Source organism: Ruegeria sp. CG11, assembly GCF_056537245.1.
In genome coordinates this window covers 1,104,542-1,127,540 of sequence record NZ_JBQFRE010000001.1, presented here as the reverse complement: position 1 = coordinate 1,127,540, position 22,999 = coordinate 1,104,542, and the positions used below count along the sequence as shown (strand labels likewise).

The window sequence follows — 22,999 nt, the reverse complement described above, 5'->3', positions numbered from 1 at the left end:
GCGGAGATGGACTATGGTACAGACAATCCTCATCACTGGCGCGTCGTCGGGCATCGGCAAAGTCACGGCGGAACTGTTTCAGAAGCAAGGCTGGAACGTCATTGCCACCATGCGTAGCCCCGAAAAAGAAACTGAACTGACGCAGCTGGAGAATGTCTTGGTTGCGCGGTTGGATGTCACTGACGAGGCCTCGATCACGGCAGCCGTGGCCGAGGGGATCGCGCGGTTCGGGCAGATTGATGTTTTGCTGAACAACGCAGGTTACGGCGCTTACGGTCCGCTCGAGGCTTTCCCGATGGACCGTATCCGGCGGCAATTCGACACCAACGTGATCGGTCTGCTGGCCGTGACCAAAGCCGTTCTGCCGCATATGCGTGCCAATGGCTCGGGCTGCATCGTGAATATCTCGTCCATCGGCGGACAGATCACATTCCCGCTCGGGGCGCTGTATCACGGCACGAAATTCGCAGTCGAAGGGATATCGGAGTCGCTGCATTACGAACTCGCCGCCGCAGGTATCAAGGTCAAGATCGTTGAGCCCGGCCTGATCGCCACGGATTTCGGCGGGCGGTCCTTCGATTTCGTCAATGATGAAAGCATGACCGAATACCAGCCCGTGGTGCAGGCCCTGTTCGGCACCTGGGGGTCCGAGGAAATGGCCGAACGCACCTCGCCGCCCAGCGTTGTGGCCAATGTAATCTGGAGCGCGGTTACGGACGGGACGGACACGCTGCGCTATCGGGCCGGGGCCGATGCGGTGGAGTTTCTTGACAACCGCAAGGCCCTGGATGACGTCACCTTCATCGGCGGCATGAAAACGATGCTTGGGCTTGCCTGATACTCAGATCGGTAGCGGTCGCCCTTCGGCGATCGCTTCCATCGCGAAATACGAGGTCACGCTGTCCAGTTCGACCTTTTCGATCAGGCGTTGATAGACCTTGTCATATGACGCCATATCCTCGGTCACGACTTTCAACTGATAGTCATAGTCGCCGCCGATACGGTGAAAATCCACCACCTCGGGAATGGTCAGAACATGGCTGCGAAAGGCCTGCAGCCATTCGGACGAATGGTGCCGTGTGCGCAGCATGACGAAGACCACAAGGCTCAGCCCCAGTTTCTCGCGCGCGATACGGGCGGTCGAACCGGTGATTACGCCATTCTCGTTCAGTGCCTTCAGCCGCCGCCAGCAGGCGTTTTGTGACAAACCGATCCGATCTGCCAGCTCACGTTGCGACAGCGTGGCGTCGGTTTGCAATTCACGCAGGATGCGTTTGTCAATCTGATCTATTTTATCCACCATATCTAATCATATGACACAAAAAACGGCAAATCTATCAAAAGAAAGGTGAAGTTTACTCGGCAGGATCCAATCATATTGGAAAGGCAATACGGAGCTCTTGCCATGACCCTGTCCAAATTTCGCGCAGAAATCCAAACCGCCACTCACGAGTCCACTCTGCGCGACGGACTGATCGGAGAGAATGTTCTGATCCCGGGTCTGCATGGGGACGTGCCGCTGGTATACGCGGACTACGTCGCCTCGGGCCGTGCGCTGCGGCAGGTTGAGGATTTTGTCGCACATGAGGTGCTGCCCTTCTATGCCAACAGCCATACCGAGGCCTCCTATTGCGGCTCTTACATGACGCGTTTGCGCCGCGAGGCACGCGCAGAGATTGCCCGCATCGTAGGTGCGAGGGGAGAAGACGCGGTGATCTTCACTGGGTCTGGCGCTACTGCGGGTCTCAACCGGTTGGTCAGTTTGTTGGGTGTGGATGCGGCTGACCGGCCGGTTGTTTTAATCGGGCCGTATGAGCATCACTCGAACATATTGCCCTGGCGCGAAAGCAAAGCGCAGGTGATTGAAATGCCCGAGGCTGCTGAGGGTGGCGTTGATCTGGCTGCGTTGGAGCAGGCCCTGGTCGACAATGCCGGTTCCGATCTGATCATCGGATCGTTTTCGGCGGCATCGAATGTCACAGGCATCATCACCGATCCGGACCCGATCACCCGGTTGCTCAAGGCGCATGGGGCCGCGTCGGTTTGGGATTACGCAGGCGGCGGTCCGTATTTGCCAATGGATATGGGGCCGGAGGAAGCACGCAAGGATGCCATCGTCGTTTCCCCGCACAAGTTTCCGGGCGGACCGGGGGCGTCGGGCGTACTGATCGTCAACCAGAACGCTGTGAAACGCACATGCCCCAGTTGGCCCGGTGGCGGCACGGTCAGTTTCGTCTCGCCGTGGCGGCATGACTACAGTGAGGACCTTGCCACCCGCGAAGAGGCCGGAACGCCCAACGTGATCGGAGATATCCGTGCGGCGCTGGCCTTCATCGTCAAAGATGTGGTTGGCACCCATGAGATTGCCCGCCGTGAGGAGAAATACAACCGCTTGGCGCTAGAAGGGTGGGGTGATAACCCGAACCTGGCCTTGCTGGGCACGGACAACCCGCATCGTCTGCCGATCTATTCCTTCCTGGTGTGCGACAACGCTGGGCGCCCTGTGCATCAGCAATTGTTCACCCGGATGCTCAGCGACATCTACGGCATTCAGGCGCGGGGCGGTTGTGCCTGTGCCGGGCCGTATGCGCACCGTTTGCTGGGGATCGACCGCGAAACGTCGGACGAGTTGCACGCGGCTCTGTCCGCCGGGGAAGAGATGAAAAAACCCGGTTGGGTGCGCCTGAATTTCTCATATCTGATGAGCGAAGAGACGGTTCAGTTCATCATCGACAGCGTCAATGACCTGTCCCGCCGGACCGAAGAATTCGCGCCCTATTACTGTGCTGACCCGGCAACGGCCCGCTTCAAAGCGGCGTGACGGAATTGCCGCTTTTCTCAACCCGTTGAGACGGGTATGAGGGGCTCCAATAAACGGAGCCTCTTATGAACAAGATCACCCCTCAACCCGGCATTATGGACATCGCGCTCTATCAGGGCGGCCAGTCGCATGTGGCCGGGGTCGAGCATGTGATCAAGCTGAGTTCGAACGAAAACCCGTTTGGCCCCAGCCCCAAGGCAATTGAGGCAGCGCGCGACAGCGCCGCGACCCTGCATCGTTATCCCAGCACCGATCACGCGCCCCTGCGGGAAGCCATCGGCGCGCGCCACGGGCTGGACCCGGCGCGTCTTGTTTGTGGCGTGGGCAGTGACGAGGTGCTGCAATTCATCGCTCAGGCCTATGCCGGTCCGGGGGACGAGGTCATCTATACCGAGCACGGGTTTTCGATGTACCCGATCATTGCCCGCATGGCTGGTGCGACTCCCGTGATGGTGCCTGAGCGGGACCGCCACGTGGATGTGGACAACATCCTTGCAGCGGTCACTGAAAAGACACGGATCGTGTTCGTGACCAATCCGGGCAACCCGACCTCGACCATGATCCCCGAGGCCGAGCTGGTTCGGTTGGCCGAGGCGCTGCCGCAAACATGCCTGATGGTAATCGACGGGGCCTATGCCGAGTTTGTCGATGGGTTTGACGGCGGTGCATCGCTGGTGGATCGGTTCGAGAACGTGATCATGACCCGGACCTTTTCGAAGGTGTACGGTCTGGGCGGAATGCGGGTTGGCTGGGGCTATGCCGCGCAGTCGATCATCGACGTGCTGAATCGGGTTCGCCAGCCGTTCAACCTGTCGCTGACCGCTTTGGCAGCTGCAGAGGCTGCGGTGAAGGATGTGGAGTTTCTGTCTTTCTGTCAGGCAGAAAACGCACGCCTGCGGGTGTGGCTATCGGCGGAATTGGACAAGATCGGAGTGCCTTCCGACGCGTCCTGCACCAACTTCATCCTCGCCCGGTTAACCGATCAGGCCGAGGCTGAGGCCTGTGACGACTATCTGAAAACCCAAGGCCTGATCGTGCGCCGCGTGGCGGGCTACAACCTGCCCAATGCCTTGCGGATCACCGTCGGTGACGAAGACGCCTGCCGCCGCGTCGTTGCGGCCATCACCGCGTTCAAAGGGGGTGCCGCATGAGCCAGGTTTACGACCGTATTGCGCTGATCGGGCTGGGTCTGATCGCATCGTCCATGTTCTGGGCCATCAAGCGCTCGGGCCTAGCAGGTGAAGTCACCGGTTATGCCCGGTCCGAGGCGACCCGCGACACAGCCCGCCGGATCGGTCTATGTGACCGTGTGTGCGATACCGCTCGTGAAGCAGTCGAGGGCGCGGATCTTGTGGTTTTGTGTGTCCCAGTCGGCGCGATGGAGGCTGTGGCCACAGATATCGCCCCGGTCCTTAAGCCGGGAGCGACGGTGACGGATGTGGGTTCGGTCAAACGGCACGTGATTCAGGCCGTATCTCCACATATCCCTGAAGGCGTACATTTCGTCCCTGCGCACCCGCTGGCCGGGACCGAGCATTCCGGCCCCGAGGCTGGTTTCGCCGAACTTTACGACAATCGCTGGTGTTTGCTTGTGCCGGTCGAAGGATCGGACCCGGACGCCATCGCCCGCCTGCGTGCGCTGTGGGAAGGCATGGGTGCGAATGTCGATGAGATGGACGCAGATCACCATGATCTGGTTCTGGCGGTCACGTCCCACGCGCCACACCTGATTGCCTATACGATGGTGGGTGTCGCAGACGACCTGCGTCGGGTGACCGATACCGAGGTCATCAAGTATTCCGCCGCCGGTTTCCGGGATTTCACGCGGATCGCGGCCTCGGATCCAACAATGTGGCGCGACGTGTTCCTGACCAACAAGGATGCAACGCTGGAAATACTCGGCCGCTTTACCGAGGAGCTGTTCGCCCTGCAACGCGCCATCCGCACCGGCGATGGCGAGCATCTGTTTGACTATTTCACCCGCACCCGGGCGATCCGGCGCGGGATCATCGACGCCGGGCAGGATACGGATGCGCCAGACTTTGGACGAGGCAAAGCAAGCTCATGAGACGCGGCTGGAGGTTTCTGATGATTGGATGCGTGGCGGTCAACGCCACATGGTCCAACGCGGCACCTCTGGAACAGTCACTGGTTCCTGTCACGCGCCCCTCTGAGGCGCAAGTACTGGCCTTCGCCAGCCCGGTCCCCGTTGAAATTCGCCCCAAATTGCGGCCTGAGGCGCAGATCGTTCTAGCCGCCGCCGCCCCAGCAGATGTGTCTGTGTTGGAGAAAACTTCGCCTATCCGACCGCTTTTGCGCCCGAAAGCACTGGAGTTGGATGTGCTGTTCAAGAAACGCAAGCTGCGCAAAACCTCGGTCTGCGGGGACATAGATATTCAGGGCAAACCGGTCGGTAGCGTTCCGGGTAAGATCAAGGCGTGTGGCATCACGGATGCCGTTCAGGTCACCTCCGTCTCGGGCGTGGCACTTAGCCGTCCGTCGACGATGGACTGCGGTACCGCCATTGCGCTGAACAAATGGGTCGACAAGACGGTCAAGCCCACCTTCAAGCGGCGCGGACCGGTGGTCGAGATTCAGGTTGCCGCGCATTTTGCCTGCCGGACCCGTAACAATCGCAAAGGTGCGAAGATATCCGAGCACGGCAAGGGCAGGGCGATTGATATCTCGGGTTTCAAGATGGCCGATGGCAAAGTGGTGACTGTCCTGAGCGGCTGGCGCAAGAACCCGTCAAAGCGGCAGTTGACCAAAGTCTGGCGCGGAGCGTGTGGGCCGTTTGGCACCGTATTGGGGCCAAACGCAGATCGCTATCATAAGGACCACTTCCACTTGGACACAGCGCGCCACCGTCGGGGCCCGTACTGTCGTTAGCGCAGGATCAGGAGTGGGGCCGGCCCAAGGGGCAGGAGACCCAGTTTTACATAGCCATCGTGAAAACTTAGTTGTAGGTCCAAGGCGTTGGGATTGCCACCCAGCCCGGCCATGAAGTTCAGCGCGCGTGTCACGGGATCGACCGCCTGATCGGGCAGGGCGCCCGCAGCGTTGGCCATGGCGATCATGTCGCGCCAGTTCTCGGCCTTGACGGCAATCTCGCCAATCGGAATGCCTTGCTGATCCACATCCAGCTCTCCGGTCGCGAACAGACGTAGCGCGCCCCACTTCATCTCTGCCAGACGCAGATCAATCTTCACCGGCTGCGGCCTGCTGTCTTCCAGCGCCGAACGATCCCAGGCCTTGTCGAAGGTGGCGGTCAAATCCAGTTCCAGCGTCTCGAACGCTTGCGGTAGGGTCGTGGCCGAACGCATCAATTCGCGCAGATCATCGCCGGGGGTGAAGCCGTCAATCCGGGCCCCGATCACATAGGCTTCGGGGGTCGGTGTCTGCTCCATCACGAGGGCTAGTGTATCACCGCCGGCCAACGTCCCGGTGTCGTCGGTGATGGACCAAGGCCCGGCAGTCAGCGCCATTTTTTCCAGCACCAGCGCGACGCCGGGCTGCAGTTGCAATTCGGCCTGAAGGTTGCTGGCTTCGATGGTGGCCGTCTGGTCGTAGTACGAAAGCCGCTGCGGTGTATCGGCAAACCGCAACACCTGCCGGCCGGGCCAGATAGCGGGGCTCTGGAATTCGATCCAGTCGGCGCTCCATGCGGTGCCGTTGACCGGATCGGCCAATGCGGGGCTGTTCAGACGGGTCATGTGGTGGAAGGGGTATCCGGCAGTCTCAACGTCTGCAAATTCGGCCTGCCAGCCCCGTTCCTGCTGTTTGTCGAACCATGTCGTGATGGCATTGCGCAGCCCGAAACCGGCAATGAACCAATAGGCGCTCCACGCGACAAAGATGAAAATGATAAACCGCACCAGACCGCGCATGACAGATGGCCCTTTTTCCCGCCTCGGAATTGATGTTTATAGGCGCAAACGGGCAAGGACCAGTGCTATGACGATGTGGGTTTTCGGATATGGATCGCTGCTGTGGAACCCGGGCTTTCCGGTGGCCCGCGGCGAACGCGCAACGCTGCACGGGTATGCCCGGTCCTTCTGCATGAGCTCGATCCACCACCGCGGGACCGAGGACCATCCTGGCCTCGTGCTGGCGCTGGACGAACAGGCCGATGCCCATTGCAAGGGGTTGGCTTTGGCGGTTGAAACCGGTCATGAGGATCGCACGCTGCACGAATTGCGCGAGCGCGAGCTGATCTCATCGGCATATGTCGAGAAAATGCTGGACGTGCAGCTCGACAACGGCGAGGTGGTGACTGCGGTGACCTACGTGATCGACGCCGATCATGTGCAATATTGCGGGGGAATGACGCTGGAAGAACAGGCGCAGATCATCGCCCATGCCGTGGGCGGGCGCGGGCCGAACACCGAATACCTCTACAACACCGCCGAACATCTGGCCGAGATCGACCTGCGCGATCCCGATCTTGAGTGGTTGGCGCAACGAGTGCGGAACATCACCGCATAAACCCTTGGCGTCACGGGTGTGTTTTCGCTAGTTTCAGCGTAGAGCAGGCAAAATACCAGGAACCACGCGCATGGCGCAGGCACATCAGGGCGCGAGACCGCATTTCTCGCAACCCATTCGTCAGATCGTTACGATGCTGGTCGCGATCGCTTTGGCGGGGCTTGGTGTCTTCATGGCGCTGCCCTACGTCATGCCGGTGGTTCTAGCCAACCCGTACCTAAATGGCTTCATCATACTGGTCTTCGTAATCGGTGTGTTGGCCTGTTTCTATCAGGTGACACAGCTGATCGGGTCGGTCCGCTGGATCGAGGCGTTTGTCGGCGGGGTTGTCCGCGAAGACGCCCGTACGCCACAGTTGCTGGCTCCGTTGGCGTCGCTGTTGCGTGAACGGGGTGCGCGGTCGCAGATCAGTTCGACCTCAACCCGGTCCATTCTGGATTCGGTGGCGGAGCGGGTCGAGGAAGAGCGCGAGATAACCCGCTATATCACCAACGTTCTGATTTACCTTGGCCTTTTGGGTACATTTTTCGGGCTGGCAACCACCGTTCCAGCCATTGTTGACACGATTCGTAGCCTCAATCCGCAAGAGGGTGAAGAGGGGTTAGCCGTCTTCAACCGCCTGATGGTCGGGTTGGAATCGCAGTTGCAGGGTATGGGTGTGGCCTTTGGGTCCTCGCTGCTGGGTCTGGCCGGATCGCTGATCGTTGGCCTGTTGGAACTGTTTGCGGGCCACGGGCAGAACCGGTTCTACCGAGAACTTGAGGAATGGTTGTCCTCGATCACCCGTGTCGGCTTTGCCGCCGGGGACGAAGGCAGCGCCGAATTGGCTGTGCTGACCCCTGTGCTGGACGCCATGTCCGAACAGATGAACGCGCTGCAGGATCTGTTTTCCGCGCAAGGGGCGGACAGCGCAGCGGTGTCGACCAAGTTGGGCCAGTTGGCGGACTCGATTGGCGAAATGAACGCGCGGCAGTCCACTAACGACAACGTGACGGCGGCTCTGGAAAGGGTGGCTCTTGGGCAGGATGCACTTCTGGATCACATGCGCGAACAGGGCGCCGGTGACGGGATCGATGCCGAAAGCCGTATGCGCCTGCGCTCGATGGATGTACAGTTGCTGCGTATTCTCGAAGAAATCTCGGCTGGCCGGCAGGAGAGCATGAGCGAGCTGCGCAAGGATATCGAACTTCTGGTCAAGGCCCTGACTTTGCCCCGAGGCGCCGTGCGTACCGCTCCGGAAGGAGAGTAACTTATGGCTCTTTCCCGTCGCACAGGTCAGCGATTCCAGGGCTCGGTCTGGCCCGGATTCGTGGATGCGATCACTGGGCTGCTGATGGTGCTGACCTTTGTTCTGACCATCTTCATGGTGGTTCAATACGTGCTGCGCGAAACCATTTCCGGTCAAGAGGATGAACTGACGGCCCTGTCGGACGAGGTTGCGGCACTGGCTGGGGCGTTGGGTCTGGAAGAGCGGGAAAACAGCCGGTTGCAGGCACGGTTGGGGGTATTGAGCTCGACTCTGACACAGGTCGAAACCGAGCTGGTACAGGCACGGATCCAGCTGACCGACTTTGAAGCTCAGGTTGCGGCCTTGCTGCTGGATCAGGCCCGATCGCAGGTTGAAATCGCCGATTTGCAGAGCGAGCAGGACGCTTTGAACCTGGCCCTTGCGCAAAGCCGGGCCGAAATTGATGAGCAGACCGAGGCCGCCCGTCTGGCCGCCGCCCAACGCGAGGCGCTTGAGGCGCTGGTGGCTGATCTGGAACAAAGCGACGCGGCACAGACCACCCGGATTTCCGAGCTTGAAGAACAACTGACCGCAGAAGAGGCCGCCAGATTGGCCGAGGCCGCAGCCACCGAAAACCTGCGGGCCCGTCTGCAGAATGCGGATACTGAATTGACAGCCATGACCCTTGCGTTGGAGGCGCAGCGCAAGGAAGCCGAGGAAACGCTGACTCTGCTGGCCGCGGCGCAGGCCGCAAAAGCGGAATTGGAACGGCAGTTTGGGGACCTGAACACCGATGAGTTGCGGGCGCAGCTTGAAGCTGCCCTTGCTGCGCAGACCGAAGCCGAGACCGAGGCGCAAGAACAACGGACATTGGCCGAGGAGCGCGCGGCCCTGCTTTCCATGGCGCGTGACACACTTTCGGCCGAACAGGCGATATCGGAAAAGGCGCAACGCGAAACCGCGCTGCTGAACCAGCAGTTGGCCGCGCTGCGCGAGCAGTTGGGCGGGTTGCAGGGCTTGCTGGACGACTACGCAGAGCGCAATGCTGCTGCTGATATCCGTATCCAGACCCTGGGGCAGGACCTGAACGCGGCGCTGGCGCGCGCGGCCTCGGAAGAGCGCCGCCGCCGCCTGCTAGAAGAGGCCGAACGCATCCGCCTTGAGGCCGAGGCGCAGGACCTTGCCGCACAAGCCGAGGATCTGCAACGCTATCGATCGGAATTCTTCGGTCGGCTGCGTGATGTGCTGGGCGATGAAGAAGGCGTTCGGATCGAAGGGGACCGTTTTGTATTCTCGTCCGAAGTGTTGTTCGATACCGGCTCTGCTGTCCTGTCTCCGGTCGGTCGGCAAGAGGTCGCCAAAGTGGCCGCCATCCTGCGCAGTGTGGCTGCGGAAATTCCCGAAGGCCTGAACTGGGTGATCCGGGTAGATGGCCACACGGACAATGTACCATTGGCGGGGTCCGGACGATATCGCGACAACTGGGAGTTGAGTCAGGGCAGGGCTTTGTCAGTGGTGCGCTATATGGTCGACGCGCTGGGTATCCCGCCGAACCGTCTGGCGGCCAACGGCTTTGGTGAATTCCAGCCCGTCAATCCTGCCGATACCCCAGAAGCGCGGGCACAGAACCGTCGGATCGAACTGAAACTGACCGAGCGGTAGCCACTCAGGCCGCACCCTTAGTGTGAAAATATTATTTGAAACGAGCGGATTGTCGGCACGCATAGGGTGAAGAAAGGGCCCAGTACTCCTATATCTTCACCATAGGTTGAGCGGGGCTGTGCGTGAAAGACAATGAAACAGAGATACACATTGCGGTGGAAAAGCGACTACGGTCGCCGTACCGCCGTGTAACTCTGTGCCAGACTCGGCGAGGGGGCAGGTTTTGGCTGAAACGAGTTGAGCGTTTCGCACCGCATCTTTGGCTGGTGAAGGGAAAACCAGATCAGGCGTTTGACCGTGATCGACGCTCCCATCGCTTTCTCTGGAATTACGGGATGCCCGTCCCCCGGATCGTGGCCGAAGGTTTGGGGTTTATAGCCATCGAGGACGCCGGGGCCAGCCTGACCAAACTCTGTCAGAGCACATCTGTCACGACGGCAGAAAAGCTCAGGGCATGCCGCGCAGCAGGGCGGGCTTTGGCGCGATTGCATGCGGTGGACCTGGCCCATGGACGTCCAGCCTTTCGGGATATGTGCTGGGACGGGCGTCAGATTCGGTTCATCGACTTCGAGTATTTTGTGCCCGCCAAAGCCGGGCGGCTTCGCAAGGCCCGCGATGTCGGCATTGCGATCCTGTCGGCCTTATCGCAGGGCGCGAGTGGGCCGCGCTATGCGCATTGCATTCTATCGGCCTATCGCTCGGCAAAAGAGAGGCAGCCACAAGTCCTGCCGGAGCCATGCCCGGTGCGAAACCGCCAGCCTCATATCTGGTAATGCCGTTGTTTTGAAAATTCGGAGTTCCCGCAAGGTTGGGCTTGCCCGCCAAATCTCAGCAATGCAGGCCCAAATGAAAAAACCCGCCGTGAATGGCGGGTTTTCTGTTTGAAGTGCTGGCGATCAATCCGCCGTCAGCAATGGCGGTTTGTCGCCCGGAATACGCGGCTGATCGGGGCCGAAGATTTCGAGGTTCAGCTCGCCCTTTTTGACCGAAACGCGGACCACACCGCCCTTGGCCAGCTTGCCGAACAGCAGTTCCTCGGCCAGGGGTTTCTTGATGTGCTCCTGGATCACACGGCCCAGTGGGCGGGCGCCCATCTTGTCGTCATAGCCCTTGTCGGCCAGCCATTCGGCGGCCTTGGGCGTCAGGTCGATGGTCACGTTGCGGTCCAGCAACTGTGCTTCCAACTGCAGCACGAACTTTTCGACCACCTGTAGGATGACCTCTTTCGGCAGCGGCGCGAACGAGATCACCGCATCCAGACGGTTGCGGAACTCCGGCGTGAACATGCGCTCGATCGCGGCGGTGTCTTCACCCTCGCGGCGGTCGCGACCAAAGCCGATGGCGGCCTTGGCTTGCTCCTGAGCGCCCGCGTTCGAGGTCATGATCAGAACCACGTTGCGGAAATTCACCGTGCGGCCGTTGTGATCAGTCAACTCACCATGGTCCATCACCTGCAACAGGATATTGAATACGTCCGGGTGCGCTTTCTCGATTTCGTCCAGCAGCAGCACGCAGTGCGGATGCTGGTCGACACCGTCGGTCAGCAGACCGCCCTGATCGAACCCGACATAGCCCGGAGGCGCACCAATCAGACGGCTGACCGCGTGTTTCTCCATGTATTCCGACATGTCGAAGCGCAGCAGTTCTACGCCCAGCGTATCCGCCAGTTGTTTGGCGACCTCGGTTTTACCCACACCGGTCGGACCGGCGAACAGGTAGTTGCCGATGGGCTTTTCTGGTTCGCGCAGGCCGGCGCGCGCCAGTTTGATCGCGCTGGATAGCGCAACGATGGCGTCATCCTGACCGAACACCACCCGCTTCAGCGAGGCTTCGAGATCTTTCAGAACCTCAGCATCGTCCTTGGTGACGTTCTTCGGCGGGATGCGGGCGATCTTGGCGACGACCGCCTCGATCTCTTTCACACCGATGGTCTTGCGGCGTTTGCTTTCGGCGACCAGATGCTGCGCGGCTCCGGCCTCGTCGATCACGTCGATGGCCTTGTCCGGCAGTTTGCGGTCGTTGATATAGCGCGCCGAGAGTTCCACGGCGGTCTTGATCGCGTCCGCGGTGTACTTGATCTCGTGATGCTCTTCGAAATAGGGCTTCAGACCGCGCAGGATTTTCACGCTGTCCTCGACCGAGGGTTCGTTCACGTCGATCTTCTGGAACCGGCGGCTGAGCGCGCGGTCCTTTTCGAAATGCTGACGGAACTCTTTATACGTGGTCGAGCCCATGGTCCGCAGCTTGCCGCCCTGCAGGGCAGGTTTCAGCAGGTTGGACGCATCCATTGCGCCACCCGAAGTCGCGCCGGCACCGATTACGGTGTGAATTTCGTCAATGAACAGCACCGCGTCAGGGTGATCTTCTAACTCGGTCACGACGGCCTTGAGCCGTTCTTCGAAATCACCACGATAGCGGGTGCCTGCCAGCAGCGCGCCCATGTCCAGCGAAAAGATGGTGGTATTGGCCAGCACGTCGGGTGCTTCGCCCGATACGATCTTATGTGCCAGGCCTTCGGCGATGGCGGTTTTACCCACGCCCGGATCGCCCACCAACAGAGGGTTGTTCTTGCGACGGCGGCAGAGAACCTGAATACACCGTTCAACCTCATCGGCGCGGCCGATCAGCGGGTCAACGTCGCCCGCACGGGATTTCGCGTTCAGATCAATGCAGTATTTCCCAAGCGCGCTTTCTTTCTGGTCGCCTTCACTCGCCGTGGACTGAACCTCTTCCTCGACCTGATCCGCGCCTGAAACCGAGCGGTTTTCGCCATAGGCCGGGTCCTTGGCCACACCATGCGCGATAAAGTTCACCGCGTCATAGCGGGTCATGTCCTGTTCCTGCAGGAAATAGGCCGCGTTGCTTTCACGTTCGGCGAAAATGGCGACAAGGACGTTCGCGCCGGTCACCTCGGTCCGTCCCGAGCTTTGGACATGGATCGCGGCACGCTGGATCACGCGCTGGAACGCGGCGGTCGGGACGGCTTCCGAGCCGTCGATATCGGTGACCAGATTGGACAGGTCTTCGTCAATGAATTCGACCAGAGTGCTGCGCAACTCGTCAAGATCGACGCTGCAGGCCTTCATGACGCGGATGGCATCAGGTTCCTCCAGCAGCGCCAGCAGCAGATGCTCCAGCGTTGCGAATTCATGTCGCCGTTCATTCGCAGCCGCCAAGGCCGCGTGAATGGCTTGTTCTAATGTGCTCGAGAATGAAGGCACGCGGGTGCTCCTCTGTCTTGGGTCGAAGGGGGGCGGCAATGGCCCCAATCCAACCATGTCCTCATACTATTAGAGTTTGGTTGATCGTGGCCCGGCTTCAAGGGTTTTCTTTCACTTGACAGTCACATTTCATGTGACCGTGGCCGTGAAGAGAGCGAAATAGGCATCAGAACCGGTCTTTTCTAGCCCGGATTTCAGCAAAAACATCCGCCGGGTCGGCATTCTCCATCCCCAAATGCGCCTGAATCGCCGGGTCGGTGGCGCGCAGAAACGGGTTCGTGGCCTTTTCCAACGCCAGAGTCGACGGCACCGTGGGCCGCCCTTCGGCGCGGGCGCGGTCGATATCGACCATGCGTTGCTGCAGCGCGGCGTTGTCGGGATCGACCGTTACGGCAAATTTGGCGTTGGATTGTGTGTATTCGTGCCCGGAACAGACGATTGTTTCGTCCGGAAGGGCGGCCAGCTTGCTGAGCGACGCCCACATTTGCGGCGCGGTCCCTTCGAACAAGCGGCCACAGCCAAGCGCCATCAGGCTGTCGGCGGTGAAGACTACCGAGCTTTGGGGCACATAATATGCAACATGCCCGATTGTGTGGCCGGAGACGTCCAGCACCTGAACCGGTTCGCCTCCGATCTCGAATGTATCGCCATCCGTGACCTGCTGGTCCAGCGGGGGCAGGCGATGGGCGTCGGCAGCGGCACCAATGACCTTGGCGGGATGCTTTTCAAGAATGCCCGGCAGACCGTCGACGTGGTCCCAATGGTGATGGGTCAGCAATACATGGCTGAGGCTCCAGCCACGCGCTTCCAGCTCGGCCAGAATCGGGCCGGATTCGGGCGCATCAACAAGGGCGGTCTGGCCACTGGCGGCGTCATGCGCCAGAAAAGCGTAGTTATCACTGAGACATGGGATGGTGACGATCTCAAGAGGCATGGCCTTTTGCCCTTTCGTTGCTAGACTGCGCTCAGCTAAGCCGATTGACCGGGTGTCCGCAATGCATCTTGATGTGCAGGATCTGAGGAACTTCTACTACCGCAGCACGTTGGGCCGTGCTGCGCAGGCGGCGATCCGTGGCCGACTGACCGAGATATGGCCCGAAGCCAAGGGGCAGACGGTGGTGGGTTTCGGGTTTGCGGTGCCTCTGCTGCGCCCCTATCTGGCCGATGCGCGGCGTGTGATCGGCCTTATGCCGGGGCCGCAAGGAGTGATGCCGTGGCCTGCGGGAATGTCCAACGTGTCGGTCCTGACCGAGGAGACCTTGTGGCCCATCGAGACCGGCCACGTGGACAAGCTCGTGGTGATGCACGGGCTTGAAACCTCGAGCCGTCCCAGTGAACTGCTGGACGAATGCTGGAGGGTCCTTGGCCCGGGTGGGCGCGCCTTGTTCGTGGTGCCGAACCGGGCCGGTTTGTGGTCGCGGACGGACCGGACGCCGTTCGGGTTCGGACGGCCCTATTCGGCGTCGCAGCTGGAGAGCCAGTTGAAGGCGCATCATTTCATCCCCGAGCGCCACTGTTCCGCCCTCTACATGCCGCCCTCGTTTCGCCGGTTCTGGCTGAAATCGGGAAGTCTGATCGAGAAAACCGGACAGCGCGTGCCGACGGTTATGGCAGGGGGCGTTCTTATGGTCGAGGTGACCAAACATATCCGTCCCCCCAGCGGCACCGTCTCGAAGGATACCGAGCGGCGCCCCATCAAAGCGCTGGATGGGTTGTTGAAGCCCGCATGACCATTCACCCGCCAAAAGGGCGGAAAACATGCGGGAAAAAAGTCACAGGAATCGCAAAAACCTGCATATCCGTAACATTTTTCAACTGACCTTAGGGGTTCAAACCGTCGCACTTGCTGTAAGTAATTGAAAAGCAAAGTTTTGTGGATAATTCCGTTACCGCTATAGTATATTGCTTGGTTGGTTCGGCTCTGCTACATCCCCGGTGATTTTGATCCCCGCCCTAAAAGGACGGGGTTTCCTCACGCCCCAAAGTAGCGGCCGCTACTCAAAATCGGGGCCTCAAATATCGGAAGGGTGGACGTGTCCGAACCAGCTTCGATTTCCACAGGCATAGCCGAGCGCTATGCCACCGCAATCTTTGAGATTGCCAAAGAGAACAATGATCTTGCAGGTCTGGAAACCGGCATCAACGATCTGTCTGCAGCTTTGGGCGAAAGCGCCGAGCTGCGCGACTTGATTGCATCCCCGCTGGTTTCGCGCGCCGAACAGGAAGGCGCAATTACCGCAGTTGCCGACAAGATGGGTCTGAACGCGATCCTGCGCAACACGCTGGGTCTGATGGCGCAGAAACGCCGCCTGTTTGTTGTGCCGCAGCTGGTGCAGGTCCTGCGCGACATGCTGGCTGACGAGCGTGGCGAAGTGACCGCCGATGTCGCCTCGGCCAAGGCGTTGACCAAGACACAACTGGAAAAACTGTCCAAGACGCTGTCCGAGCGTGTGGGCAAGACCGTGACTATCAATGCGACCGTGGATGAAAGCCTCATCGGCGGTCTAGTCGTTAAAGTGGGCTCGAAAATGATCGATAGCTCGATCCGCTCCAAGCTCAACTCCCTACAGAATGCAATGAAAGAGGTCGGATAAATGGGAATCCAAGCTGCAGAGATTTCTGCAATCCTGAAGGACCAGATCAAGAATTTTGGTCAGGAAGCCGAAGTGGCCGAGATCGGCCGCGTGCTGAGCGTCGGTGACGGGATTGCCCGTGTATACGGCCTGGACAACGTGCAAGCGGGTGAGATGGTCGAATTCCCCGGCGGCATCATGGGTATGGCGCTGAACCTGGAAAGCGACAACGTCGGTGTTGTTATCTTCGGTTCCGACCGTGACATCAAAGAAGGTGACACCGTTAAGCGCACCAACTCGATCGTGGACGTTCCGATCGGTGACGAGCTGCTGGGCCGTGTTGTTGACGGTCTGGGCAACCCGCTGGACGGCAAAGGCCCGATCAACGCAACCAAGCGTGGCGTTGCAGACGTCAAAGCCCCCGGCATCATCCCGCGTAAATCGGTGCACGAGCCGATGGCAACCGGCCTGAAATCGGTTGACGCGATGATCCCGATCGGCCGTGGCCAGCGTGAGCTGATCATTGGTGACCGGCAGACCGGTAAAACCGCCGTTGCTCTCGACGCGATCCTGAACCAGAAAACCTACAACGACGCAGCGGGCGATGACGAGTCGAAGAAACTGTACTGCGTTTACGTTGCGATCGGTCAAAAGCGTTCGACCGTTGCGCAGCTGGTGAAGAAACTGGAAGAGTCCGGTGCGATTGAATACTCGATCGTTGTGGCCGCAACCGCGTCCGACCCGGCACCGATGCAGTTCCTGGCACCCTACGCCGCAACCGCGATGGCCGAGTACTTCCGCGACAATGGCCGCCACGCGCTGATCATCTATGATGACCTGTCGAAACAAGCTGTTTCCTATCGTCAGATGTCGCTGCTGCTGCGCCGTCCGCCCGGACGTGAAGCTTATCCTGGCGACGTTTTCTACCTCCACTCCCGCCTGCTGGAACGTTCGGCGAAGCTGAACGAAGACTTCGGTGCGGGCTCGCTGACCGCTCTGCCGGTTATCGAAACTCAGGGTGGTGACGTTTCGGCGTTTATTCCGACCAACGTGATCTCGATCACCGACGGCCAGATCTTCCTGGAAACCGAGCTGTTCTACCAGGGCATCCGCCCCGCCGTGAACACTGGTCTGTCGGTTTCGCGTGTGGGCTCGTCGGCACAAACCAACTCGATGAAGTCGGTTGCCGGTCCGGTTAAGCTGGAACTGGCTCAGTACCGCGAAATGGCTGCGTTTGCGCAGTTCGGTTCCGACCTCGACGCCGCGACCCAGCAGCTGCTGAACCGTGGTGCACGTCTGACCGAGCTGATGAAACAGCCGCAGTACTCGCCGCTGACAAACGCTGAAATCGTCTGCGTCATCTTCGCCGGTACCAACGGTTACCTCGACAAGATCGACGTGTCCGATGTTGGCCGTTACGAAGCCGGCCTGCTGGCGCACCTGCGTGGCAAGCACGCGGATCTGCTTCAATGGATCACGGACGAAGATCCCAAGATCAAGGGTGACGCTTCCGACAAGATCAAGGCTGCGCTGGACGAATACGCCGCAACCTTCGCTTAAGGGAGAGGCGGGCATATGCCAAATCTTAAGGACCTTAAAAACAGGATCGAGTCGGTCAAATCGACCCGCAAGATCACCAAGGCCATGCAGATGGTCGCGGCTGCAAAACTGCGCCGCGCCCAGGAATCTGCCGAAGCCTCGCGTCCCTATGCCAAGCAGTTCAATGCTGTGATGGCGGGGCTGGCGGCGTCGGTCGGGGGCAGCGACAGCGCCCCCAAGCTGCTCCGGGGTACGGGCAGTGATGATGTCCATCTGCTGGTTGTCATGACAGCTGAACGCGGCCTGTGTGGCGGCTTCAACTCGAACATCGCCAAGCTGGCCCGTGTCAAAGCGGAAGAGCTGCGCCTGAAAGGCAAGACGGTCAAGGTTTTGACCGTCGGCAAGAAAGGTCGCGACGCGCTGAAGCGTGATTTTGGCGACATGTTCGTTGGACATGTCGACCTGAGCGAAGTCAAACGCATTGGTTACTCCAACGCGCAGGACATTGCGAAGGACATCCTGTCCCGCTTTGACGGGGGTGAGTTCGACGTTGCCACGATCTTCTACTCGAAGTTCGTCAACGTTGTGACCCAGATTCCAACGGCACAGCAAGTCATCCCCGCCTCGTTCGAAGATGAAGCGACGGGTGACGACAGCGGTGCGGTGTTCGACTACGAGCCCAGCGAAGAGGCCATCCTGGCCGACCTGCTGCCCAAGGGGGTTGCGACCGCGATCTTCTCGGCTCTGCTCGAAAACGGAGCGTCTGAACAGGGTGCACGGATGTCCGCGATGGACAACGCGACACGCAACGCGGGTGAGATGATCGACAAGCTGACGATCCAGTTCAACCGCTCGCGTCAGGCCGTGATCACCAACGAGCTGATTGAAATTATTTCCGGCGCCGAAGCGCTGTAAGAAAACCGGAGACGAAACATGGCGAATGCAAAAGGCAAAGTCACACAGATCATCGGGGCCGTCGTCGACGTGCACTTCGAAGATCAGCTGCCTGAAATTCTGAACGCGCTGGAAACCACCAACAACGGCAAGCGCCTGGTGTTGGAAGTTGCTCAGCACCTGGGTGAAAACACTGTCCGCACCATCGCGATGGACGCGACCGAAGGTCTGGTCCGTGGCGAAGCGGTTACCGACACCGGCGCGCCGATCTCGGTTCCGGTTGGTAACGCAACCCTGGGCCGCATCCTGAACGTTGTCGGCGAGCCGATCGACGAAAAGGGCGCCGTTGAAGCAACTGAAACCCGCGCCATCCACCAGCCCGCACCCGAGTTCGACGAACAGTCGACCGAGTCGGAAATCCTGGTAACCGGCATCAAGGTTGTTGACCTGCTGGCCCCCTACGCCAAAGGCGGTAAGATCGGCCTGTTCGGCGGTGCCGGCGTTGGTAAAACCGTTCTGATCATGGAACTGATCAACAACATCGCAAAAGTGCACTCAGGCTTCTCGGTGTTCGCGGGTGTTGGTGAACGGACCCGCGAAGGGAACGACCTGTACCACGAGATGATCGAATCGAACGTTATTAAGCCGGACAACCTGTCGGAATCGCAGGTGGCCCTGGTTTACGGTCAGATGAACGAACCTCCGGGAGCACGTGCACGTGTTGCTCTGACCGGTCTGACCCTGGCCGAGCAATTCCGCGACCAGTCCGGTACCGACGTTCTGTTCTTCGTCGACAACATCTTCCGCTTCACGCAGGCGGGTTCCGAGGTTTCGGCTCTGCTGGGTCGTATTCCTTCCGCTGTGGGTTACCAGCCGACACTGGCCACTGACATGGGCGCCCTGCAAGAACGCATCACCTCGACCAAGTCGGGCTCGATCACGTCCGTGCAGGCGATCTACGTGCCTGCGGACGACCTTACCGACCCTGCGCCGGCAACCTCGTTTGCTCACTTGGACGCGACCACCGTTCTTAACCGTGCGATCTCGGAAAAGGGTATCTACCCTGCGGTTGACCCGCTCGACTCGACCTCGCGTCTGCTCGACCCGGCCATCGTTGGTGAAGAGCACTACAAGGTTGCGACTGACGTTCAGCAGATTCTCCAGCGCTACAAGTCGCTGCAGGACATCATCGCCATCCTTGGCATGGACGAACTGTCGGAAGAAGACAAACTGACCGTGGCCCGTGCCCGTAAGATCGAGCGTTTCATGTCGCAGCCGTTCGACGTGGCTCAGGTCTTCACCGGTTCGCCGGGTGTTCAGGTTCCTCTGGATGTCACCATCTCGTCGTTCAAGGCTGTTGTGGCCGGCGAATACGATCACCTGCCCGAAGCAGCCTTCCTGATGGTTGGCGGCATCGAAGAAGTGATCGCCAAAGCGGAAAAGATGGCCGCAGAAGCCGCCTAAGGAGTATCCCTGATGGCAAACACGATGCAATTCGACCTCGTCAGCCCCGAGCGGAGCCTTGCTTCGCTTGCGGCGACGGCGGTCCAGATTCCCGGCGCGGACGGGGACATGACGGCAATGCCCGATCATGCCCCAACCATCACCACGCTGCGCCCGGGCATCCTGAAGGTCGACTCACCGGAAGGGTCCAGCGAATATCTGGTCACCGGCGGGTTTGCTCAGATCAATGGCGACGGTCTGTCGGTTTTGGCTGAAAAGGCCATTCCGGTGACCGAGGTGACCCGGTCGCAACTGGACGACCTGATCGCCGAGGCTCGTGCTTCGCACGAAGTGGCCAAGAACGGCGACGATCAGACCATCGTCGACGACGCCGCCAAGCTGCTGGCCGACATGGAAGCCCTTGGAACGCATATGAGTCTGTAAGGCTCACTGCATTCAGAATGTCGAAAACGGCCTCGCTTGCGCGGGGCCGTTTTTTTGTGGTGATTTTGCCAAAGCGCCGGGATAAGGTGGCGGAATTCAAAGATAAAGATGATGGAATGAAGACATTTCGAACCCACCCGATTGGTATCGACCAAGGCGAGGCCGTGCTGTTTTCGGAATTTGCCGATGGTGGCGACATGTGGACGGGCGAGGGCCCACGCGAGCGGCGGAAATCCATCACCTTCAGTCAACCCTTCCGGTCGGTGCCGGTGGTTCAGATCGGCGTGTCGCTGTGGGATGTGGACACGTCATCGGCCCTGCGCGCCGAAGTGACGGCCGAGGATATTTCACCCGGGGGGTTCGACGCTGTGTTCCGAACGTGGTCCGACACCCGGATTGCCCGGATACGGGCGACGTGGACCGCCATCGGAGAGGTCGCGCATGAGGACGACTGGGAAATATCGTGAGGGCGGATGGCCTTTGCTTGAAAACGGGTCTTGCTTTAGCAGCTTGCAATTGTGCACAATTGATGGTGCCCGCCTCAGACCTTCATGAAAACGCCTCATTCATCACGGACTATCGCCGGAACATATTGAAAAATAGGGTTAACGCATGTCCGACAAGAGTATTGAGATTATCTACAGCATAACTGACATTCCGGATATTACTGATCGCAGCGCATTTAGCGCCCAGGCGTTGGATTTCAGAAACGCCGCGATGGAGCATATCGAGAGCGCTTTAATCGATGCAAATCTGGGGGAATGGGAAGGCGCTGAAATCGGGGCGGATGAAGTCAGTTTCGGTTTTATCGTAAACGATTTTGATCAGGCCGAAGTCGCTGTAAGACAGGCCGTCTCCGGCACGCGCTACGCTGGTATTCGTGAGATCGTGCGGTGTGAGCTGTCCGAGGACGATTTTGCTGGCACGACAGCGGATACAAAGCCGTTGGGGTTCTTTGGGTTGCTCAGCCTGTTGATCTTTAGACGTCTGCCAAGGCGGTTCAGGGATAATTGAACCTTTAAAACGGACGGCCAAAACTGAAAAGCCAGACCTGTTTCAGGTCTGGCTAAAACTGTCCCAAGTCCGAAGACGAGAATTCTCAGCTGTCGTTGCCTTCGATCATGTCCACGCGGGTTGCGTGACGGCCGCCTTCAAACTCGGCGGTTAGGAAGGCGTCGACAATGTCCAGCGCCTGGCCTTCACCCACCACGCGCGCGCCGATGGACAGCATGTTGGCGTTGTTGTGCTGACGGATCATCCGGGCCGAGAACGCGTCCGAGCAGACGCCACAACGGATGCCGGGCACTTTATTTGCCGCCATCATGATACCCTGTCCGGTGCCGCACAGGATAATTCCCAGCTGGCAGTCACCCGAGGCCACGGCATGCGCTGCGGCTTTGCCATGTTTGGGGTAATGCGTGCTTTCGGGTGTAGTCGGTCCGATATCGACCACGTCCCAGCCTTTTACGGCGATGTGGTCGGCGACGGCTTGGCGTAACTCGATAGCTGCGTGGTCGCTGGAAAGAACAATGCGTTTTGAGGCTGTCACGGAAACGTCCTGCTTTGGGTTTTCAACGAAAAGGGCGGCTGTTGGGCCGCCCGTCTCCGTCAGTCCATATGGTACATGGATTCGTAGATCGGCGTCAGGGTCTTGTCCTCGAACAGCGACGACACGCTGGTGCCGTTCCAGATGTTCAGGATTGCCTGGGTAAAGATTGGCGCGGTCGGAACGATGCGGATGTTCTTAGCCTTCGCGATCTCTTTGGTGGGCTGAATCGTGTCGGTCAGAACCAGAGACTTCATCACCGAGTTCGTCACGCGCTCGACCGCCGGGCCGCTCATGACGCCGTGAGTGATGTACGAGTGCACTTCTTTCGCGCCATTATCCAGCAGCACCTGCGCCGCTTTGCACAGCGTACCTGCTGTGTCGCACATGTCGTCGACGATCAGGCAGATCTTGTCTTTGACGTCGCCGATCACGGTCATCTCGGCCACTTCACCGGCTTTTTCGCGGCGCTTGTCCACGATCGACAGGGGGGCGTTGATCCGCTTGGCCAGCTCACGGGCGCGGGCCACGCCGCCAACGTCGGGCGAGACCACCATGATCTCATCCATGCAGTCCTTGAACTGGTGTTTCACATCCAGCGCAAAGATCGGCGAGGCATAGAGGTTGTCCACCGGGATATCAAAGAACCCCTGGATCTGCGCGGCGTGCAGGTCCATGGTCAGAACCCGCTCGATCCCTGCACCGGTCAGCATGTTGGCCACCAGCTTTGCGGAAATCGGTGTGCGGGCTTTGGTGCGGCGGTCCTGACGCGCATAGCCGAAATAGGGGATGACCGCAGTGATCCGCTGCGCGGACGAGCGGCGCAGCGCGTCGGCGATGATCAGCAATTCCATCAGATTGTCATTGGCCGGGTTCGAGGTCGGCTGGACGATGAACATATCCTCGCCCCGGACGTTTTCGAACACTTCGACGAAGATCTCGCCGTCGTTGAACCGTTCGACCCGCGCATCGACCAGACCTTGATCGACGCCGCGATACAGGCTCATGCGGCGTGCAATAGAATCGGCAAGCGGAAGATTGGCGTTCCCAGCGATAAGCTTGGGTTCGTTGAGTGTCGGCATCGGCTGAGGTCCCCGGGCAGCAATGGCAAATGTGACAGATTCGTGATGTTGACACCGCTTA

23 protein-coding genes are annotated in these 22,999 nt (G+C 59.6%); 17 read left to right on the top strand and 6 right to left on the bottom strand.

What is annotated here, in order from left to right:
* Nucleotides 1-13 precede the first annotated feature (13 nt).
* Nucleotides 14-838 carry an SDR family oxidoreductase gene (locus ACR0KW_RS05640; protein ID WP_480804107.1) on the top strand — a complete coding sequence of 275 codons (825 nt, stop codon included), beginning with the start codon at nucleotides 14-16 and terminating at the stop codon, nucleotides 836-838.
* 3 nt (nucleotides 839-841) lie between these two features.
* Here the strand turns inward: ACR0KW_RS05640 and ACR0KW_RS05635 are convergent, their stop codons facing one another.
* Nucleotides 842-1,303 (bottom strand): Lrp/AsnC family transcriptional regulator, encoded by a 462-nt coding sequence (locus ACR0KW_RS05635; RefSeq protein WP_480804106.1) that lies wholly within the window; start codon nucleotides 1,301-1,303, stop codon nucleotides 842-844.
* A gap of 102 nt (nucleotides 1,304-1,405) precedes the next feature.
* Here ACR0KW_RS05635 and ACR0KW_RS05630 point away from each other — a divergent pair, with 102 nt between their 5' ends.
* From ACR0KW_RS05630 to ACR0KW_RS05615, 4 genes are all read left to right on the top strand, one after another.
* On the top strand, nucleotides 1,406-2,821 hold the full coding sequence (locus ACR0KW_RS05630) for an aminotransferase class V-fold PLP-dependent enzyme (RefSeq protein ID WP_480804105.1): 1,416 nt from the start codon (nucleotides 1,406-1,408) through the stop codon (nucleotides 2,819-2,821).
* A gap of 65 nt (nucleotides 2,822-2,886) precedes the next feature.
* On the top strand, nucleotides 2,887-3,972 hold the full coding sequence (hisC, locus tag ACR0KW_RS05625; protein WP_480804104.1) for a histidinol-phosphate transaminase: 1,086 nt from the start codon (nucleotides 2,887-2,889) through the stop codon (nucleotides 3,970-3,972).
* Nucleotides 3,969-4,889: a prephenate/arogenate dehydrogenase family protein gene (locus tag ACR0KW_RS05620; protein WP_480804103.1), complete on the top strand. Its 921-nt coding sequence runs from the start codon at nucleotides 3,969-3,971 to the stop codon at nucleotides 4,887-4,889. The genes hisC and ACR0KW_RS05620 overlap by 4 nt, the downstream gene beginning before the upstream one ends.
* A gap of 20 nt (nucleotides 4,890-4,909) precedes the next feature.
* A complete protein-coding gene (locus ACR0KW_RS05615) occupies nucleotides 4,910-5,710 on the top strand; it encodes an extensin-like domain-containing protein (protein ID WP_480804102.1) in 801 nt (266 codons plus the stop codon).
* On the opposite strand, the gene ACR0KW_RS05610 is transcribed toward ACR0KW_RS05615, so the two are convergent.
* Nucleotides 5,707-6,708 (bottom strand): DUF2125 domain-containing protein, encoded by a 1,002-nt coding sequence (locus tag ACR0KW_RS05610; protein WP_480804101.1) that lies wholly within the window; start codon nucleotides 6,706-6,708, stop codon nucleotides 5,707-5,709. The two genes, ACR0KW_RS05615 and ACR0KW_RS05610, sit on opposite strands and share 4 nt — an antisense overlap.
* Before the next feature lie 67 nt (nucleotides 6,709-6,775).
* Between ACR0KW_RS05610 and ACR0KW_RS05605 the strand changes: the two genes are divergently transcribed.
* The 4 genes from ACR0KW_RS05605 to ACR0KW_RS05590 all read left to right on the top strand — a co-directional run bounded on the left by ACR0KW_RS05605 (nucleotide 6,776) and on the right by ACR0KW_RS05590 (nucleotide 10,969).
* Nucleotides 6,776-7,306 carry a gamma-glutamylcyclotransferase gene (locus ACR0KW_RS05605; protein WP_480804100.1) on the top strand — a complete coding sequence of 177 codons (531 nt, stop codon included), beginning with the start codon at nucleotides 6,776-6,778 and terminating at the stop codon, nucleotides 7,304-7,306.
* Between the two features lie 70 nt (nucleotides 7,307-7,376).
* Entirely contained in the window at nucleotides 7,377-8,555 is a 1,179-nt protein-coding gene (locus ACR0KW_RS05600; RefSeq protein WP_480804099.1) for a biopolymer transporter ExbB, read from the top strand.
* Between the two features lie 3 nt (nucleotides 8,556-8,558).
* The gene (locus ACR0KW_RS05595; protein WP_480804098.1) at nucleotides 8,559-10,196 is read left to right on the top strand and encodes a peptidoglycan -binding protein; all 1,638 of its coding nucleotides are present in this window, start codon (nucleotides 8,559-8,561) and stop codon (nucleotides 10,194-10,196) included.
* Between the two features lie 122 nt (nucleotides 10,197-10,318).
* Nucleotides 10,319-10,969 carry a phosphotransferase gene (locus tag ACR0KW_RS05590; protein WP_480804097.1) on the top strand — a complete coding sequence of 217 codons (651 nt, stop codon included), beginning with the start codon at nucleotides 10,319-10,321 and terminating at the stop codon, nucleotides 10,967-10,969.
* Nucleotides 10,970-11,092: 123 nt separating this feature from the next.
* Here the strand turns inward: ACR0KW_RS05590 and clpA are convergent, their stop codons facing one another.
* Together clpA and gloB are read right to left on the bottom strand one after the other, a co-directional pair.
* Nucleotides 11,093-13,417 (bottom strand): ATP-dependent Clp protease ATP-binding subunit ClpA, encoded by a 2,325-nt coding sequence (clpA, locus tag ACR0KW_RS05585; protein WP_170325961.1) that lies wholly within the window; start codon nucleotides 13,415-13,417, stop codon nucleotides 11,093-11,095.
* Nucleotides 13,418-13,583: 166 nt separating this feature from the next.
* Nucleotides 13,584-14,351 (bottom strand): hydroxyacylglutathione hydrolase, encoded by a 768-nt coding sequence (gene gloB / locus ACR0KW_RS05580; RefSeq protein WP_480804096.1) that lies wholly within the window; start codon nucleotides 14,349-14,351, stop codon nucleotides 13,584-13,586.
* A 61-nt stretch (nucleotides 14,352-14,412) separates the two neighbouring features.
* Here gloB and ACR0KW_RS05575 point away from each other — a divergent pair, with 61 nt between their 5' ends.
* The 8 genes from ACR0KW_RS05575 (at nucleotide 14,413) to ACR0KW_RS05540 (ending at nucleotide 21,324) form a co-directional block, all read left to right on the top strand.
* Nucleotides 14,413-15,147, top strand: a complete 735-nt coding sequence (locus ACR0KW_RS05575; RefSeq protein ID WP_480804095.1) for a methyltransferase domain-containing protein — start codon at nucleotides 14,413-14,415, stop codon at nucleotides 15,145-15,147.
* Nucleotides 15,148-15,450: 303 nt separating this feature from the next.
* Nucleotides 15,451-16,011, top strand: coding sequence for a F0F1 ATP synthase subunit delta (locus tag ACR0KW_RS05570; RefSeq protein WP_480804094.1), 561 nt, complete (start codon nucleotides 15,451-15,453; stop codon nucleotides 16,009-16,011).
* Nucleotides 16,012-17,550: a F0F1 ATP synthase subunit alpha gene (atpA, locus tag ACR0KW_RS05565; protein ID WP_152459013.1), complete on the top strand. Its 1,539-nt coding sequence runs from the start codon at nucleotides 16,012-16,014 to the stop codon at nucleotides 17,548-17,550.
* Nucleotides 17,551-17,565: 15 nt separating this feature from the next.
* Nucleotides 17,566-18,444, top strand: a complete 879-nt coding sequence (locus ACR0KW_RS05560) for a F0F1 ATP synthase subunit gamma (protein WP_480804093.1) — start codon at nucleotides 17,566-17,568, stop codon at nucleotides 18,442-18,444.
* A gap of 18 nt (nucleotides 18,445-18,462) precedes the next feature.
* Complete coding sequence (gene atpD, locus ACR0KW_RS05555; protein ID WP_170325955.1) at nucleotides 18,463-19,887, top strand: F0F1 ATP synthase subunit beta; 1,425 nt, start codon at nucleotides 18,463-18,465, stop codon at nucleotides 19,885-19,887.
* A gap of 12 nt (nucleotides 19,888-19,899) precedes the next feature.
* Entirely contained in the window at nucleotides 19,900-20,310 is a 411-nt protein-coding gene (locus ACR0KW_RS05550) for a F0F1 ATP synthase subunit epsilon (protein WP_170325954.1), read from the top strand.
* A 116-nt stretch (nucleotides 20,311-20,426) separates the two neighbouring features.
* Complete coding sequence (locus ACR0KW_RS05545) at nucleotides 20,427-20,777, top strand: H-type lectin domain-containing protein (protein WP_480804092.1); 351 nt, start codon at nucleotides 20,427-20,429, stop codon at nucleotides 20,775-20,777.
* A 145-nt stretch (nucleotides 20,778-20,922) separates the two neighbouring features.
* Nucleotides 20,923-21,324 (top strand): hypothetical protein, encoded by a 402-nt coding sequence (locus ACR0KW_RS05540; protein ID WP_480804091.1) that lies wholly within the window; start codon nucleotides 20,923-20,925, stop codon nucleotides 21,322-21,324.
* Nucleotides 21,325-21,409: 85 nt separating this feature from the next.
* On the opposite strand, the gene rpiB is transcribed toward ACR0KW_RS05540, so the two are convergent.
* Both rpiB and ACR0KW_RS05530 read right to left on the bottom strand, forming a co-directional pair.
* Nucleotides 21,410-21,859, bottom strand: coding sequence for a ribose 5-phosphate isomerase B (rpiB, locus tag ACR0KW_RS05535; RefSeq protein WP_480804090.1), 450 nt, complete (start codon nucleotides 21,857-21,859; stop codon nucleotides 21,410-21,412).
* Nucleotides 21,860-21,918: 59 nt separating this feature from the next.
* Nucleotides 21,919-22,938, bottom strand: coding sequence for a ribose-phosphate pyrophosphokinase (locus ACR0KW_RS05530; RefSeq protein ID WP_480804089.1), 1,020 nt, complete (start codon nucleotides 22,936-22,938; stop codon nucleotides 21,919-21,921).
* Nucleotides 22,939-22,999 lie beyond the last annotated feature (61 nt).